The sequence below is a fragment of the Mannheimia glucosida genome (genome assembly GCF_046267875.1).
Classification (GTDB): domain Bacteria; phylum Pseudomonadota; class Gammaproteobacteria; order Enterobacterales; family Pasteurellaceae; genus Mannheimia; species Mannheimia glucosida.
In genome coordinates, this window is the sequence record NZ_CP176502.1 from 81,502 (window position 1) to 97,098 (window position 15,597).

Annotated in this window: 14 protein-coding genes and 8 tRNA genes; 14 read left to right on the forward strand and 8 right to left on the reverse strand. The window is 39.4% G+C overall.

Annotated elements, in window-relative coordinates:
• Positions 1 to 85: 85 nt before the first annotated feature.
• The 6 genes from ACJ7Z2_RS00405 to recN all read left to right on the forward strand — a co-directional run bounded on the left by ACJ7Z2_RS00405 (position 86) and on the right by recN (position 7,170).
• Positions 86 to 997 carry a D-alanine--D-alanine ligase gene (locus tag ACJ7Z2_RS00405; RefSeq protein WP_040080614.1) on the forward strand — a complete coding sequence of 304 codons (912 nt, stop codon included), beginning with the start codon at positions 86 to 88 and terminating at the stop codon, positions 995 to 997.
• A complete protein-coding gene (locus ACJ7Z2_RS00410) occupies positions 997 to 1,788 on the forward strand; it encodes a cell division protein FtsQ/DivIB (protein WP_021279753.1) in 792 nt (263 codons plus the stop codon). Before ACJ7Z2_RS00405 ends, ACJ7Z2_RS00410 begins: the two co-directional genes overlap by 1 nt.
• A gap of 23 nt (positions 1,789 to 1,811) precedes the next feature.
• On the forward strand, positions 1,812 to 3,083 hold the full coding sequence (gene ftsA / locus ACJ7Z2_RS00415) for a cell division protein FtsA (RefSeq protein WP_126301083.1): 1,272 nt from the start codon (positions 1,812 to 1,814) through the stop codon (positions 3,081 to 3,083).
• Positions 3,084 to 3,115: 32 nt separating this feature from the next.
• Entirely contained in the window at positions 3,116 to 4,363 is a 1,248-nt protein-coding gene (gene ftsZ, locus ACJ7Z2_RS00420) for a cell division protein FtsZ (RefSeq protein WP_409500429.1), read from the forward strand.
• Positions 4,364 to 4,394: 31 nt separating this feature from the next.
• Positions 4,395 to 5,315, forward strand: coding sequence for a UDP-3-O-acyl-N-acetylglucosamine deacetylase (gene lpxC, locus ACJ7Z2_RS00425; RefSeq protein ID WP_006249725.1), 921 nt, complete (start codon positions 4,395 to 4,397; stop codon positions 5,313 to 5,315).
• 172 nt (positions 5,316 to 5,487) lie between these two features.
• Entirely contained in the window at positions 5,488 to 7,170 is a 1,683-nt protein-coding gene (gene recN / locus ACJ7Z2_RS00430; protein WP_409500430.1) for a DNA repair protein RecN, read from the forward strand.
• Between the two features lie 46 nt (positions 7,171 to 7,216).
• Here recN and ACJ7Z2_RS00435 read toward each other — a convergent pair.
• Together ACJ7Z2_RS00435 and gltX are read right to left on the reverse strand one after the other, a co-directional pair.
• Positions 7,217 to 7,292 (reverse strand) — tRNA-Ala (locus tag ACJ7Z2_RS00435).
• A 79-nt stretch (positions 7,293 to 7,371) separates the two neighbouring features.
• Positions 7,372 to 8,811, reverse strand: a complete 1,440-nt coding sequence (gene gltX / locus ACJ7Z2_RS00440) for a glutamate--tRNA ligase (RefSeq protein WP_409500431.1) — start codon at positions 8,809 to 8,811, stop codon at positions 7,372 to 7,374.
• 174 nt (positions 8,812 to 8,985) lie between these two features.
• On the opposite strand from gltX, the gene ACJ7Z2_RS00445 reads away from it, so the two are divergent.
• From ACJ7Z2_RS00445 to ACJ7Z2_RS00460, 4 genes are all read left to right on the forward strand, one after another.
• Positions 8,986 to 9,061: transfer RNA gene (locus ACJ7Z2_RS00445), tRNA-Val, on the forward strand.
• A gap of 48 nt (positions 9,062 to 9,109) precedes the next feature.
• Positions 9,110 to 9,185, forward strand: a tRNA-Val gene (locus ACJ7Z2_RS00450).
• A 52-nt stretch (positions 9,186 to 9,237) separates the two neighbouring features.
• A tRNA-Val gene (locus tag ACJ7Z2_RS00455) sits at positions 9,238 to 9,313 on the forward strand.
• 48 nt (positions 9,314 to 9,361) lie between these two features.
• Positions 9,362 to 9,437, forward strand: a tRNA-Val gene (locus ACJ7Z2_RS00460).
• Between the two features lie 153 nt (positions 9,438 to 9,590).
• On the opposite strand, the gene mltF is transcribed toward ACJ7Z2_RS00460, so the two are convergent.
• The 5 genes from mltF to ACJ7Z2_RS00485 all read right to left on the reverse strand — a co-directional run bounded on the left by mltF (position 9,591) and on the right by ACJ7Z2_RS00485 (position 12,306).
• A complete protein-coding gene (gene mltF, locus ACJ7Z2_RS00465) occupies positions 9,591 to 11,084 on the reverse strand; it encodes a membrane-bound lytic murein transglycosylase MltF (RefSeq protein ID WP_409500432.1) in 1,494 nt (497 codons plus the stop codon).
• A gap of 129 nt (positions 11,085 to 11,213) precedes the next feature.
• Positions 11,214 to 11,290: transfer RNA gene (locus tag ACJ7Z2_RS00470), tRNA-Arg, on the reverse strand.
• 71 nt (positions 11,291 to 11,361) lie between these two features.
• Positions 11,362 to 11,438: transfer RNA gene (locus tag ACJ7Z2_RS00475), tRNA-Arg, on the reverse strand.
• 13 nt (positions 11,439 to 11,451) lie between these two features.
• A tRNA-Ser gene (locus tag ACJ7Z2_RS00480) sits at positions 11,452 to 11,546 on the reverse strand.
• A gap of 208 nt (positions 11,547 to 11,754) precedes the next feature.
• Positions 11,755 to 12,306 (reverse strand): hypothetical protein, encoded by a 552-nt coding sequence (locus tag ACJ7Z2_RS00485; protein WP_021280149.1) that lies wholly within the window; start codon positions 12,304 to 12,306, stop codon positions 11,755 to 11,757.
• A 92-nt stretch (positions 12,307 to 12,398) separates the two neighbouring features.
• Here ACJ7Z2_RS00485 and ACJ7Z2_RS00490 point away from each other — a divergent pair, with 92 nt between their 5' ends.
• Positions 12,399 to 13,250, forward strand: coding sequence for a thymidylate synthase (locus tag ACJ7Z2_RS00490; RefSeq protein WP_006249565.1), 852 nt, complete (start codon positions 12,399 to 12,401; stop codon positions 13,248 to 13,250).
• Positions 13,251 to 13,303: 53 nt separating this feature from the next.
• On the opposite strand, the gene lysM is transcribed toward ACJ7Z2_RS00490, so the two are convergent.
• On the reverse strand, positions 13,304 to 13,747 hold the full coding sequence (gene lysM, locus ACJ7Z2_RS00495; RefSeq protein WP_006249564.1) for a peptidoglycan-binding protein LysM: 444 nt from the start codon (positions 13,745 to 13,747) through the stop codon (positions 13,304 to 13,306).
• Positions 13,748 to 13,985: 238 nt separating this feature from the next.
• On the opposite strand from lysM, the gene ACJ7Z2_RS00500 reads away from it, so the two are divergent.
• Genes ACJ7Z2_RS00500 through ACJ7Z2_RS00510 form a run of 3 tightly spaced genes read left to right on the forward strand, consistent with a single transcriptional unit; the run spans position 13,986 to position 15,597 of the window.
• Entirely contained in the window at positions 13,986 to 14,423 is a 438-nt protein-coding gene (locus tag ACJ7Z2_RS00500) for a DNA polymerase III subunit chi (protein ID WP_409500433.1), read from the forward strand.
• A complete protein-coding gene (locus tag ACJ7Z2_RS00505; protein WP_409500434.1) occupies positions 14,417 to 14,860 on the forward strand; it encodes a GNAT family N-acetyltransferase in 444 nt (147 codons plus the stop codon). The genes ACJ7Z2_RS00500 and ACJ7Z2_RS00505 overlap by 7 nt, the downstream gene beginning before the upstream one ends.
• Positions 14,857 to 15,597 (forward strand): Fic family protein, encoded by a 741-nt coding sequence (locus ACJ7Z2_RS00510; RefSeq protein WP_409500435.1) that lies wholly within the window; start codon positions 14,857 to 14,859, stop codon positions 15,595 to 15,597. The genes ACJ7Z2_RS00505 and ACJ7Z2_RS00510 overlap by 4 nt, the downstream gene beginning before the upstream one ends.

Here is a 15,597-nt window from a genome sequence, read left to right on the forward strand (position 1 = left end):
TCTCTCCCCTTGCGGGAGAGAGACCGAAAAATACTTCGTTCAGAAGTATTTTTCAGAGAGAGGGTATATATTTAAAGGATTTCAAATGAGTATTAAAAACGAAAAAATTGCCGTCTTATTCGGTGGCGTTTCGCAAGAGCGTGAAGTTTCACTGAATTCTGGTGCAGCGGTAACAGCTGCATTAAAAAGTTTAGGCTATAACGTAGAAGGCATTGATACTAAAGAATTCCCGATTGAAAAATTAAAAGAAAAAGGGATTCAGCGTGTATTTAATATTTTACACGGCGGTATTGGCGAAAATGGCGTACTGCAAGGTGCGTTAGAGCAAATGGGGATTCCTTACACCGGTTGTGGCGTAATGGCATCAGCAGTGACGCTGGATAAATTCCGGACTAAATTATTATGGAATGCAGTAGGTTTACCAACAGCGGATATGGTGGTGGTTCAGCGTGGACAAGCGGTCGATTTTGACCAAATTATTGCAAAATTAGGCTTGCCGGTATTTGTGAAGCCTTCGTGTGAAGGCTCAAGTGTGGGTGTATTCAAAGTAAAAACCAAAGAAGAATTGGCACCGGCAATTCACGAGGCATTAAAGTTTGATTCCATTGTGTTGGTGGAAGAATTTTTAGCCGGTAATGAATATTCTGTACCGGTATTAGACGGACAAGTTCTACCGGCGGTACAAGTAATTCCGGACGGCGAATTTTATGACTACCACGCAAAATATGTGTCGGATAACACCCAATATGTAGTACCGGCATTAAATGACGAACGCCAAGCAGAGGTCGCCAAATTAGTGAAAGCGGCTTACGATGTGGTTGGCTGTCGAGGTTGGAGCCGTATTGATGTGATGGAAGATGGCGAAGGAAAATTCCGCTTGGTTGAAGTAAATACCAACCCGGGAATGACCAGTCACAGTATTTTCCCAAAATCGGCAGCAACAGTTGGTATTTCCTTTGAAAAATTAGTTGAACGCGTATTGGAGTTAAGTGCTTAATGGGCATCTTCCGCAAGAAGAACAGCACAAATGTGCGTTTGAATGTTCTTAATCCAAAAACACCTGTTTCTCCACGTAAATGGCTAGTATTCATTAAGCCATTAATTGTGTTATTATGTACACTATTTATATTCGGTGTGTATAGTAATTGGCAAAATATACTCGAAAGTTGGGATAAAACACCGATTCGCGCTTATGCATTAACACATAAAACACAATTTACAACAAATGCAGATATTCGTGAAACTTTGTCTAAAGAACCTGCTCTAAAAGGATATTTCGGACAAAATATTCAAGAGGTCAAAGATAAGCTTTTATCTATACCTTGGGTTAAAGATGTGGCTGTTCGTAAACTTTATCCCGACCGATTAAGTATTACTTTGCTAGAACATAAACCCGTTGCAATTTGGAATGATACTAACTTTGTCTCAGAACAAGGAACCGTCTTTAGTTTACCGAAAGACAGAATCGATAAAAATGGACTTCCATTACTCTATGGTCCAGATACGGAAGGAAAAAGTGTATTAGAGGCATGGAATAAAATCCGAGCTGATCTAAATGCCCGCAACTTGGATTTAACCTCCGTTTCTGTAGATAATCGAGGTTCTTGGACAATTAGGCTTTCTAATCAAGTAGAATTAAGATTAGGAAGAGGGGAATGGACTTCTAAAATTGATCGTTTTGTAACAATCTTTCCTGAAATTCATATACCTGAAGGTAATAGATTAGCTTATGTTGATTTACGTTATCCACATGGCGCGGCGGTTGGATTTAGTCCTATAAAAAATTAAACTCAGTGAACACAAAAAATATTATGACAAAAGCAGTAGAATCAAAAATTATCGTTGGTCTTGACATTGGGACATCAAAGGTTGTTGCCGTCGTTGGTGAAGTATTACCTGATGGTGTAATTAATGTTATGGGAGCTGGCGTTTGCCCTTCTAAAGGAGTCGATCGAGGTGGCGTTATTGATCTTGACGCTGCCGTTAATTCTATTCAAAGAGCCATTGAGCAGGCAGAATCTATTGCCGATTGTCAAATTATGGGTGTAACACTGGCGATCTCAGGTCAGCATATTGTTGGTTTAAATGAAGCAGGATCATCAACATTATCTGGAGGTATTGTTACCCAAGATAACATTGAAAGTGCTGTGGATATGGCAAAGGCAATTAAATTACAAGATGGCTTAGAAACATTACACATGATTCCACAAGAATATCACGTAGATAGATTGCCTGCGACTAAAAATCCAATTGGCTTATCGGGTATGCGTTTACAAGTTCAAGCACACTTAATTGCTTGCCATCAAGCTTGGTTAAAAAACTTAAAAAATGCGGTTGAACATGCTAAATTAAAAGTCGATCAAGTTGTATTTTCAGGTCTTGCCTCTAGCTATTCTGTTTTAACTGAAGATGAAAAAGAACTGGGTGTTTGCTTAATTGATATTGGTGGCGGTACGATGGATGTACTAGTTTATACCGATGGTGCATTAAGATACAGTAAAGTCATTCCATTTGCAGGTAATAACATTACTGATTATTTGGCTCGTGTATTTACGACATCTCGCCCTGAAGCTGAAAGCCTTAAAGTAGGTTATGGTAGCGCAATTTCACCTCCAACCCATAATTCAGATAAAAAAATTGAGGTGGCAGGACTAGGTGGACGGATGGCAAGAACCTTTACTCGCGCGCAAGTAGCAACCGTTACATCGCAATGTTATAGCGATTTGTTAAAAGTTGTTGAAGAGGAATTAACCCAATTGCGCCATGAACTTTTCCAAAAAGGCATAAAACAAGAGTTAATTGCCGGTGTAGTCATTACTGGTGGTGGCTCACAAATTGAAGATATTGTAGAATGTGCTAAATCAATTTTTGGTTCACAAGTTCGTGTTGGATATCCACTCAATATTACTGGCTTAACCGATTATGTGAATAAACCACAATATGCAACAGCATTAGGGCTTTTACAATATAGCCACTATAATTATACTGAACAAGGTACAAGTACAGATTCTAATGAAGATATCTTTGCTCCTATTGGTCGTGGAACCAAGAAAATCATTGACTTCTTCAAATCAAAATTTTAATAGTGTTAAAATAAACACGCAGGGAGATAAAAATGTTTGAACCTATTATTGAACAAACGCAAGATGCTATCATTAAGGTAGTGGGTGTTGGTGGCGGTGGCGGTAATGCCGTAGATAGAATGTCTCGCTCTGCCGATGATATTAAAGGTGTTGAATTCTTTGATGTAAATACTGATGCTCAAGTTTTAAGAAAAAGAACCACACGCCAAACTATCCAAATTGGAGCAAGTACAACTAAAGGTTTAGGTGCAGGTGCTGATCCAATGGTAGGAAAACAAGCTGCCGAAGAAGATCGTGAGGCTATCGCTAATGCATTAAAAGGTGCAAATATGACCTTTATTGCTGTTGGTATGGGTGGAGGTACCGGTACCGGAGCAGCCCCTGTTGTTGCTCAAATTGCTAAAGAGCAAGGCTCACTAACTGTAGGCGTTGTAACAAAACCTTTCCGCTTCGAAGGTCCTCGCCGTATGCGCTTTGCAGACCAAGGCATTAAAGAGCTTTCTCAATATGTTGATTCTCTTATTATCATTCCTAATGATAAATTACGTGGTTTAGGTAAGCAAACAACAGCAGTAGATGCATTTGCCGCAGCAAATGATGTTTTAAGTAACTGTGTGCTTGGTATTACCAATATGATTACCAGCTCGGGCGGTTCTACCGGTGCAGATATTAACGTAGACTTCGCTGATGTTCGTACAGTAATGTCTGGTAAGGGACACGCTATGATTGGTACAGGTTTTGCTGAAGGTGAAGTCGGTGAAGGACGAGCGGAAAAAGCGATGAATGATGCTATTTCTAGCCCATTACTTGAAAATGTGGATATTTCAGGTGCAAGTGGTATGCTCATCAACATCAGTGCTGGGACCGATTTCTTATTAGAAGAAGTTTATGCTATGATGGACTTAATTTATGGCTTTGCAACAGAAGATGCTGCAATTGTATTTGGTTGTAACTATTACCCTGAAATGGATGGAAAAGTAAGTGTAACACTTGTTGCAACAGGAATAGGTCAACCTGAGGAAGCTCTACATATGCCACATAAGGCTCAGCCGGTATATGCACAGCAAGGAAATCATGTTCAAGCTACACAGCCTACTCAGCCAAACCATGTGGTACAACAACCAAACTTTACTCAACCGTCAAGTTATGGTCAGCCAAATCAATTTAGTGGTCAACCACAACCACTACAACAACCTGTGGCTCCAAAACCACAATCAGTTGATACAGCACAAATTTTTAACCCAAATTCAATTCCGGGTTTTATGAGAAATAGTCAATAACTTCCACTCATTTCGGAAGTAAGGACAAAATATGACTAAACAAAGAACATTAAAACAAGCAGCAAAAGTAACAGGTATTGGCTTACATAGCGGCAAAAAAGTAACCTTAACGTTACGCCCTGCGCCGGCAAATACTGGGGTTATTTATGCCCGTACCGATTTAGAGCCTGTCGTTTATTTCCCTGCAAGCGCAGACTCTATTCGTGATACACAATTATGCACATGTATGGTAAATGATGATGGTGTTCGTATTTCAACAGTAGAACATTTAAACGCAGCAATGTCAGCATTAGGCTTAGATAATGTTATTGTTGAAGTAGATGCACCTGAAATTCCGATTATGGACGGTAGTTCAAGCCCATTTATCTATCTTTTATTAGATGCTGGAATCGAAGAACAAGATGCACCGAAGAAATTTATTCGCATTAAAGAAACAGTACGCGTTGAAGAAGGCGATAAATGGGCCGAATTAAAACCATACAATAAAGGTTTTAAATTGAACTTCACTATTGACTTTGAGCACCCATTAATCCCCAAAAATGTAGGGAGCTATTCCATTGATTTTTCTGCTGAGAACTTTATTCAGCAACTAAGTCGAGCGAGAACCTTTACATTTATGAAGGATGTAGAATACTTGCAATCTATTGGTCTTGCATTAGGTGGAAGCCTTGATAATGCTATTGTATTAGATGATTACCGAATTCTAAATGAAGACGGTTTACGATTTAAAGATGAACTGGTTCGCCATAAAATGCTGGATTCGATAGGTGACTTATATATGTGTGGTTATAATATCCTAGGTGAATTTAGTGCATATAAATCAGGTCATGGCGTTAATAATAAATTATTAAGAGCTGTATTGGAAAATAAAAACGCTTGGGAGTTTGTTACCTTTGAAGATAAAGCAGAAGTCCCACAAGGTTACCAAGTACAACAAGAAATTTTTATTTAGTCTAAATGGCTTAAAAGACGAACAGAAATGTTCGTCTTTTATTTTGCAAATTTTTTCTAATATTTAACCGCTTGCAACCCGCCTCATTAGCGATTTTTTCGCCCTTATCTATTTACTGTTTAAAAAAACAGTTGTACTATATACCCATACAGTTAATCTTGTGTGGTGTATTATGCTTACTCAACTTACTATTAATAATTTTGCGATTGTTCGCCATCTTATTCTTGAATTAAATGAAGGTATGTCTGTTATTACCGGTGAAACCGGTGCCGGGAAATCAATCGCTATTGATGCCTTAGGGCTATGCTTGGGTTATCGTTCTGAAAGTGGGATGATTAGAAACGGTTCGGACAAAGCAGATATAAGTGCAACCTTTACTATGCAGCCACATAGCCCTGCTTATTTATGGCTACAAGAGCATGAACTGCTTGATGAAGATAATCCTCAAGAGTGTATCTTACGCCGTATGATTAATATTGATGGACGCTCAAAAGCCTTTGTAAATAACCGATCATTACCTGTTTCACAACTTCGAGAGTTGGGGCAATATCTTATTCATTTAAATGGGCAACACGCACCACAATTACTCCTAAAAAACGAATATCAACTTGAAATAGTCGATCATTATGCCACGTTACAGCCTCTATTGATGAAGATGGCAAAGCAATATGGGAATTGGAAAGAACTGAATAAGCAGGTAAAAAATTTCCAAAAACAGTGCCAAGAAAATGAAGCTCGCAAACAGCTATTAGAATATCAAGTTGAGGAATTAGATGAATTTGCAATTAAAGCAAACGAATTTGAAGAAATGGAAGAGAAATACAATATCTTGTCTTCTTCCGAGGAGCTTACTGAGCTTTCAGATGAAATCATACGCTTATTAAGTGATGATGAAATCAATGCAAACAGTCTGATTTATAAAGCGTTACGCAATGCAGAAAACTTGGCTGAGGTTGATAGCCAATATCAGGGCATTTTAGATATGCTTAATGAGGCCCTGATTCAGATTCAAGAAGCAAGCTCCGAAGTGGCTCAATTAGCCAGTAAAATTGAACAAGATCCGGAATTACTACAGGAGCTGGATAATAGAATTGCACAAACTATATCGTTAGCACGCAAACACCATATTCAACCGAATGAATTATGGCAATATCACGCGACATTAAAAGCAGAACTACAGGAATTACTGGATTTTGAAGATAATGAAGAACAACTCATTCAAAATGAAAAACAAGCTTACCAAGAGTGTATAACATTAGCAGAAGAAATTTACCAAAAACGTCTAGATGCCGCACATAAGCTCTCTGAACAAGTAACAAAACAAATTAAACACTTAGCAATGGAAAACGGTGAGTTCTTTATTCATATAGAACATAATCTTGAAAAAATGTCTGCAAATGGTGCTGACTATGTCGAGTTTAATTTACGCAGCAATTTAGGGCAACAAGCCCAACCACTGGCAAAAATTGCTTCTGGTGGTGAGCTGTCTCGCATTTCTCTGGCGGTACAAGTGCTTACCGCAAATAAACTTTCTACACCAACCATTATTTTTGATGAAGTTGATGTTGGGATTAGTGGTTCAGCTGCAACTACGGTCGGAAAATTACTTCGTAAACTAGGAGAAAAATGCCAAGTATTATGTGTAACCCATTTACCTCAAGTGGCAAGTTACGGAAACCGCCATTTTAACGTACAAAAATATGTGGAAAATAATCAAACTGAAACGCAAATGACGTTACTCACAGAAGAAGAGCGTATTCAAGCCTTAGCTCGATTATTAGGTGGGAGTGAAATCACCGAAACGGTTTTAGCTAATGCAAAAGAAATGCTAAATTTAGCGAAAAATAACGAATAGCCAAAAAGAAAAATCGCATCAATGAATACTGATGCGATTATAAATTTGGTGGAGGTAAACGGGATCGAACCGATGACCTCTTGCATGCCATGCAAGCGCTCTCCCAACTGAGCTATACCCCCTTAATACAAGCGGAATAATATGCTTTCCGCTTGAAGATGTCAATGGCTTTAATCAAGCAAGGTGTTGATTGATTAAAAACTAGCTATTCGCCTGAATAAACTCAATCGCTTTTTGTAAGCGAGCTAAGGTTCTTTCTTTACCGACTAATTTGGCGGTGATATCCATTGACGGCGATTGCCCACTTCCTGTTACCGCTAAACGGAACGGCATACCGACTTTGCCCATACCGATTTCCAGCTCGGCAGCGGTTTGGTTCATTGCCTCGTGGATATTTTCCACCGTCCAGTCATTGCAAGCGGTCAATTTTTCCAATAATTTTGCAAGTGGAGCAACGGCTTCGGCTTTGAAGTTTTTAGCGGCAGCTTTTTCGTCGTAAGCCTTAAATTCTTGATAGAAATAGCGGCTGCTTTCGGCAAGCTCTTTTAAGGTTTTGCAACGTTCGCCCAGTACAGGGATAATTTCTTCCAATTTTGGACCGCTTGTGAAATCAATGCCTTGAGTTTGCATATGCCATTCAAGATGTTTTGCCACATAACTTGGGGCAAGACTGCGGATATAGTGCTGGTTCAGCCACTGCAATTTTTCGGTATTGAAGGCACTTGCCGATTTGCTTACAGAATGAATGTCGAAAAGCTCAATCATCTCGTCACGAGTGAAAATTTCTTGGTCGCCGTGTCCCCAACCTAAACGCACGAGGTAGTTAATCAGCGCCTCAGGCAGATAGCCGTCATCACGATACTGCATTACGCTCACTGCGCCGTGGCGTTTGGAGAGTTTTTGCCCGTCATCGCCGTTGATCATTGAAACGTGCGCATAGGTCGGAATTGGCGCACCTAAGGCTTTCAAAATGTTGATTTGGCGAGGGGTGTTGTTGATGTGGTCTTCGCCCCGCACAACGTGGGTGATGCCCATATCCCAGTCGTCCACTACTACACAGAAATTGTAGGTTGGTGAACCGTCTGTACGGCGGATAATTAAGTCATCCAATTCGCTGTTGGCGATTTCAATTCGTCCACGCACCGCATCTTCAAACACCACCGAACCGAGCGCTGGGTTTTTAAAACGTACAACGTGTGGCTGGCTTGGGTCGTTTTGTGGATTGTGTAAGCAGTGCTGATCGTATTTCGCTTTCTCTTTATTTGCTTCTTGCTCTGCACGCACTTCGTCTAAACGCTCTTTCGAGCAGTAGCAACGGTATGCCGTGCCAGCTTCTAACATTTGGTCGATCACTTGGTTATAGCGGTCGAAACGCTTGGTTTGGAAGTATGGGCCGTGTTCCCACGCTAAACCCAGCCATTCCATACCTTCTAAAATAGCAGCGGTTGCCTCAGGGGTTGAGCGTTCAAGATCGGTATCTTCAATACGTAACACAAATTCACCATCATTATGCTTAGCATATAACCAAGAGTAGAGAGCGGTTCTCGCCCCTCCTACGTGCAAGTAGCCGGTTGGGCTAGGTGCAAAACGGGTACGGACTTTTACATTCGGATCTAAGGGGAAAAGGGTTTCAATTTTCATTTTATATTGCCTAATTGATGATTCTTAAGAAAAACTTGTCTATTTTACTATGCTTAAGGGTGAATCATAGTAAAAAATTAAATTTGTGGGGTAAAAAATCAGCAAACGGGGTGAAAAGAATAAAAAGGGTTTGACGAAACAGCAAAAATCTCTATAATTCACTTCCACAACAACGGGCGATTAGCTCAGTTGGGAGAGCACCTCCCTTACAAGGAGGGGGTCACTGGTTCGAGACCGGTATCGCCCACCACTTCAACTTAAGTGTTTCGTTGTTGTATCACAATCTAATTTTGAAAACGGGCGATTAGCTCAGTTGGGAGAGCACCTCCCTTACAAGGAGGGGGTCACTGGTTCGAGACCGGTATCGCCCACCACTTCAACTTAAGTGTTTCGTTTTCAAATTCCCTTTGATTTTAAGTCTCAAGTGGGCGATTAGCTCAGTTGGGAGAGCACCTCCCTTACAAGGAGGGGGTCACTGGTTCGAGACCGGTATCGCCCACCACTTAAGACTAAAATCACAAACTTCAAATGACGATTTTTCGTATCTGAAGGGCGATTAGCTCAGTTGGGAGAGCACCTCCCTTACAAGGAGGGGGTCACTGGTTCGAGACCGGTATCGCCCACCATCTATTTAGTATCAAAGCCTAAAACTTATATCATAATCTAATAATCCCTTTAAAGTCATAACTAAAAAGGGAAAATAAATTCAGATGGCCTGTTGCATCTGCATAAATGCCTTTCTACGTGCAGAAATTAATCTTTTTCTATCTTTAATTTGCTTAATTTGACGCAGGCGTAATTTCCTTGTCGGTAGGGATTTCTTTTTCTTCAATTTTCTCATAATAAGAATTCTCCTGTTTTATTTGACCATCTGATAAATTTTCTTGTTCTTGCATCTTTTGCTCTTCAACTCGTTGATAATTAATAATACTACCATAATAACGCCGTATATTTTCAACATACTGTAATGCTTCATATCCTCGAGCATAGCCGTATTTTAGATTAGCATAATAACGTTTTTCCGCAAGCAATGGCAGATTCTTTTTAACATCAAGCCAATTATCCGGATCACCACCAAGTTGTTTTGTTAATCGACGAAGATCCAACAAGTGACCCAATCCCATATTATACGCTGCTAGGCTATACCAAATTCTATCTGCTTGAGGAATAGTTTCCGGCATTTGTCTCATTAGCATATGTAAATATTCAGATCCCGCTTTGATACTTTGTGCAGGGTTAGTCCTATCAGAAATTTTCATTCTATCTGCCGTATCTTTTGTCAGCATCATAATTCCCCTCACTCCGGTTGGAGAAGTTGCATTAGGATCCCAATGAGACTCCTGATAGGCGATAGCCGCCAGCATTTGCCATTCTAATTCACCTTTATGTGCCCGAAAAAGGGGTTCATATTTAGGTAAAATAGTTTTAATTGCATTCAAATAGCTCTGAATATCAACATAATCAAACTTAGCTAAATGATTAAAATATTTCTCTTCTATTCTTGATATCAGCCCAGTTTCCATAGAATAAGACATAAAATCCAGCAGCACAGATTGCAGTTCACTATAAGAACTATTTGCTAAATACCATAACACTGGGTTTTCATCAGTTAAATCAAACCCTACGGCTAAATTAGGATTAATATGCTGTGCAGCAGAAATATCAACCGACATTGCAATTGTATGTGAAATTTCACCTTGTGCGACTTTTAACAATAGCTCTTCTTGTGTAAATTTATCCGAGATCTGCCATTTTAGTTCCGGATTATCCACCTTAAGCTGATTTAATATTGGAATTACCGCAGAACCGGCTGGAATAATCACATTTTCCCGCAAATCGGAAAGTCGATATGGTCTAGCACTTCCCTTTTTATAAACAAGCTGCCAAGAAGCCGAATAATAGGAAGGACCTATCTGAAATTCATCGTTTAATTCAGAATGGTAAAGCAGCCCAGCGGCAGCAATATCAACATCATTATTTCTTAAGGCCTCAAACAATTTCTCGCTACTATCATAAGTTTTAATATCAAGATTGACCTTTAAATATTGAGCAAAGGCTGTTGCTAAATCATATTCAATGCCACTTTTTCCTTCAGGACCAACAAAGTAAGAAAGTGGATGGTTGATCATTCCAACCTTTAACGTTTTGCTTTGCTGAATTTGTGTATAATGATTTGCTTCTGAATGAATGATTTTTTGCCAAGGAAAAATCATATCCCAAGCCCACAGTAACAATGCTACGGCAATAAAAAGGCGAGCAATTAATCCTTTCAATTTAAAATCCTCATTATTTCAAGCTAAGCATTAAGCCTATCTGAAATTACAAATTAACGGAATAATACTTTATAGTTTAATTATTTATTAAAAAAATAAAATGGGAATATAATGGATATAATATAGAAATGGCGCACCCGAGAGGATTCGAACCTCTGACCGCTCGGTTCGTAGCCGAGTACTCTATCCAGCTGAGCTACGGGTGCGTATATTTGAATTGTAAGTTTATTTAATTTTATCAGCAACCATTTTAATTTGAATAGAGTAAAAATTAAAATGGCGCACCCGAGAGGATTCGAACCTCTGACCGCTCGGTTCGTAGCCGAGTACTCTATCCAGCTGAGCTACGGGTGCGTGATAAAGTAAATGGCGGTGAGAGAGGGATTCGAACCCTCGATAGAGCTTTTTAACCCTATACTCCCTTAGCAGGGGAGCGCCTTCAGCCTGCTCGGCCATCTCACCACTCACTGTGTCTGTGGGCGCCATATTACTAGAATTTAAAAAGATGTCAAATTCTTTTTCCTGAAAATTGAAAAATCCCGAGTGTTTGCCTATTGAATAAACAAAACGCTGTTTTTTTAAGTTTCATAGAATAAATATTAAACATTTCATACAGTTATAAAAAAGCGGTAAAATTTTTTAAAAATTTTACCGCTTGTCATAGCTTAACTTATTTATGCTTTTTGGTTTTACCTTTAGATTGCGATTTATTTTCATCTTCAGCAATCGTTTTTACACAAAGGTGCAATATTTGCTCAACCCCATTTTTGATATACTCATCTCCACGAACTTTGTTCTTCTGTAAATCTAACATCGCATCGTGAATGCCCTGGGTCATACTCGCTGGTTGAACAAGCCCCCAACAATTAGGATCTAAATGATTGAAATTTGCCTGCAAATCTGCGGCATAAATCACACCACTATAATAAGCATACACATTATGGTCTAACATTCGATTAATCGTTATTGCTCTAATTTGCTCAATTGGCAATGTAACCTTTTTAGTGTACCAATCATTTACCCCATTCATAAAGGAATTGATATCATAGCTTTCATTTACTCTATCCGCATAAGTCTGAGCCGTTGCACCATAAGCAATAGCATAAGATTTCTGATCAACATCATTATCATTTAAACGTGTCCAACCGCTTTTATTCGATGAACAAGCTGCTAAAAAAACAGCGGTGGAAAAAACCAGAATGGATTTCATTATACCTTTCATATCCATAACTCCTTATTGTGTTGTGTCATAAAGTTTTAGCTATTTTACCGAATAAATGGCAAAATTACCTAAAATTTTTTATGAGGTAAATAATGAAACAGTATTTAGACTTATGTAACCGCATCGTTAGCGAAGGCAAATGGGTTGCAAATGAACGTACAGGCAAACACTGCCTCACAGTCATTAATGCTGACTTAACTTATGACGTAGAAAAAGGAGAATTTCCTTTAGTTACCACTCGCCGTAGTTATTGGAAAGCTGCGATTGCCGAACTTTTAGGCTATATTCGAGGCTATAGTAATGCTGCTGATTTCCGTCAATTAGGCACAAAATCGTGGGACGCTAATGCAAATGAAAATGCACAATGGCTTGCTAATCCCTATCGAAAAGGGGAAGATGATATGGGCTTGGTTTACGGCGCAGTAGGGCGTAATTTCCCGAAACCAGACGGTGGCTCAGTCGATTTATTGCGACAAATTGTGGACGATTTGAAAAAAGGAATTGATAACCGTGGTGAAATTTATACCTTCTACCACCCCGGCGCTTTCCATATGGGCTGCTTACGTCCTTGTTTACACAGCCATCATTTTTCTCTACTTGATGGCACGCTTTACCTGAATAGTACTCAGCGTTCGGCAGATGTACCGCTTGGGTTAAATTGGAATATGATTCAATGCTATACCTTTTTAGCTTTAATGGCTCAAATTACAGGGCATAAGGCAGGACAAGCGTTCCATAAAATTGTCAATGCGCATATTTATGAAGATCAACTAGAATTAATGCGTGATGTTCAACTTAAGCGAGAACCACTCAATGCACCTAAATTAATCATTAATCCTGATATAAAATCCTTAGAAGATTTAGAAACTTGGGTGAGCTTAGATGATTTCAAAGTTGAAGGTTATGAATACCACCCTGCCATTCAATATCCATTTTCAGTCTAACACCACCTACAAAAAGAGCTAAACTTTCGACCAGCTTAGCTCTTTCAATTTGATTATAAACCTTTCGGGATACGAATTTTTTGCCCTGGGAAGATTTTATTTTCGTCTTTAATAACTTCTTTATTTGCTTCTACAATCGCTTTATATTTTGCACCGTTACCATAAGCTTTTGTGGCGATTTCCCACAACGTATCCCCTTTTTGGATAACATAAAGCTCATCATCACTTGCAAGTTGCACGTCATCAGGCAAGGTCACTTCATCAATATTTACCTCAGTGATACCAGCCACATTACCCGCCATCAATACCGCTTTCTCAACAGCTGCTGCGGTTGAAGCAATGCCTGAAATTTTCGCTACCCCGTTTTCAACCGTTACGTTTACATTTTCAACGCCCGGATTGTCTTCCGCCAAATGCTCTGTAACCGCTTTTGAAGCATCTTCTTCTTTATTAAATAATTTACGACCAATGTCGCCAACAAAATCAAATAAGCCCATAGTAAGTTCCTTATAAAATAGCTAAATGAAGTGGGTATTCTACACAATTTCCAACTATTGAAATAGTGCATTGTTCTCTTAGAACGTCTAAAAGCTAATTAGTTCCTCAAGGCAACGCAACACAAGTGGTCATTTTTCCTCAATTTTTTGCAAAAACAAACGCTTAGATTTTATATTTTACTCATTTTCAGCTAGAATATTAAGTTTAAATATCTGATTGAATTTCTGGGAACATTCTGTGAAACAAGTACAATTTTATCTATTAAGCCAAGCTGACTCAGTCGAGCTTTCCGCCGCTGAAATGCAAGCCTGCGAACTTGCGGCTCAAGCGTGGCGATTAGGTAAACGGGTACTGATTGTGTGCGAAACCGAGCAACAGGCACACAATATCGATGAAGCCCTTTGGGCAAGAGATCCGGATTCGTTCGTGCCACACAATTTATCGGGAGAAATCACCACTTACCCAACGCCTATCGAGATTGCGTGGAAAGGCCAACGCAACGCCCAACGTCGGGATTTATTGATTTCGCTCCAAACCGAACTCCCTGAATTTATCGGCAGTTTTACCCAGATTATTGATTTCGTGCCGGTGGAAGAAACTGCCAAAGCACAGGCTCGGGAACGCTATAAACAATACCGCCAACTCGGTTGGCAACTGGAAACGATACAATGCTAAAAAACCTCTCTTGGTACGCAAAATGCTTTGACGAACTCTCTACCCAAGATCTGTTTGAGATTTACTACGCCCGCACAGCGGTATTTGTGGTTGAACAAAATTGTGCTTACCAAGAAGTGGATAACAAAGACTTACAAGCGGTACATTTCTTTGCAAAAAATGCAGAAAATCTGACCGCTTACTGCCGTTTAATTCCAGCTGATGACGGTGTACATATAGGTAGAGTGCTGGTGACGAAAGAAAATCGTGGTTCAGGCTTAGCAAGGGAATTAGTACAAAAAGCGATAGATTATTGCGCTGAGAATTTCCCCACTCAACCCATTCACGCCCAAGCCCAAAGTTACCTGCAAGCGTTCTATGAAAGCTTTGGTTTTAAAACGGTTTCAGCGGTGTATTTGGAAGATGGGATACCGCATTTGGATATGGTGTTAGAATGAATAAATTAGCTAAAATCGAGCAATTAAAAACGGCACTTTTACAACGCCGTCCATTATCTGAAAGCGAAGTTCAACGACTGCGGGAAGAGTTTATAATTGAAAGCAGTTATAATTCCAATGCAATTGAAGGCAATACCATTACTTTGCGTGAAACCGTGCTCATTTTAAAAGAGGGAATGACGATTGCCGAAAAGCCGATTCGAGAGCATTTAGATATTATCGGTTTTAAAGATGCGTTTAACTATATTTATGAATTAGTCGCCAATAAAGAACCATTAAGCGAACGAGCGATTAAAGATATTCATTCGCTAGTGTTAATGAGCAGTGCAGAAAGCCGTGGGATTTATCGCAAAATTCCGGTGCGGATTTTAGGGGCAGAAAATGAACCGACAGCTCCTTATTTAATTGCCGAAGAAATACAGTCGTTGATTGAAAAATATCAACAAAAACTGACCGCACTTCACCCGATTGAAGCAATTAGCTGGTTACATTTAGCCTTTGAAAGTATTCACCCATTTATTGATGGCAACGGACGAACAGGGCGATTACTGATTAATTTTGAATTATTAAAACAGGGCTATTTACCGATTGATATTAAATTTACCAATCGAGCCCAATATTACCAATGTTTTGATGATTTCCATAAAAATCAGCAAGATATAAGCAGTTTAGTTGAGTTGATTAGCCAATATGAAATTACAGAATTAGAACGATATTTGGCGATTTTGGAGAAATAA

Coding starts and splice junctions, on each gene's coding strand:
- ACJ7Z2_RS00485 (WP_021280149.1), bottom strand. CDS start 12,306: ATGAAAGGTATAATGAAATCCATTCTGGTTTTTTCCACCGCTGTTTTT.
- ACJ7Z2_RS00490 (WP_006249565.1), top strand. CDS start 12,399: ATGAAACAGTATTTAGACTTATGTAACCGCATCGTTAGCGAAGGCAAA.
- lysM (WP_006249564.1), bottom strand. CDS start 13,747: ATGGGCTTATTTGATTTTGTTGGCGACATTGGTCGTAAATTATTTAAT.
- ACJ7Z2_RS00510 (WP_409500435.1), top strand. CDS start 14,857: ATGAATAAATTAGCTAAAATCGAGCAATTAAAAACGGCACTTTTACAA.
- lpxC (WP_006249725.1), top strand. CDS start 4,395: ATGACTAAACAAAGAACATTAAAACAAGCAGCAAAAGTAACAGGTATT.
- ACJ7Z2_RS00405 (WP_040080614.1), top strand. CDS start 86: ATGAGTATTAAAAACGAAAAAATTGCCGTCTTATTCGGTGGCGTTTCG.
- ftsA (WP_126301083.1), top strand. CDS start 1,812: ATGACAAAAGCAGTAGAATCAAAAATTATCGTTGGTCTTGACATTGGG.
- ACJ7Z2_RS00410 (WP_021279753.1), top strand. CDS start 997: ATGGGCATCTTCCGCAAGAAGAACAGCACAAATGTGCGTTTGAATGTT.
- ACJ7Z2_RS00505 (WP_409500434.1), top strand. CDS start 14,417: ATGCTAAAAAACCTCTCTTGGTACGCAAAATGCTTTGACGAACTCTCT.
- ftsZ (WP_409500429.1), top strand. CDS start 3,116: ATGTTTGAACCTATTATTGAACAAACGCAAGATGCTATCATTAAGGTA.
- recN (WP_409500430.1), top strand. CDS start 5,488: ATGCTTACTCAACTTACTATTAATAATTTTGCGATTGTTCGCCATCTT.
- gltX (WP_409500431.1), bottom strand. CDS start 8,811: ATGAAAATTGAAACCCTTTTCCCCTTAGATCCGAATGTAAAAGTCCGT.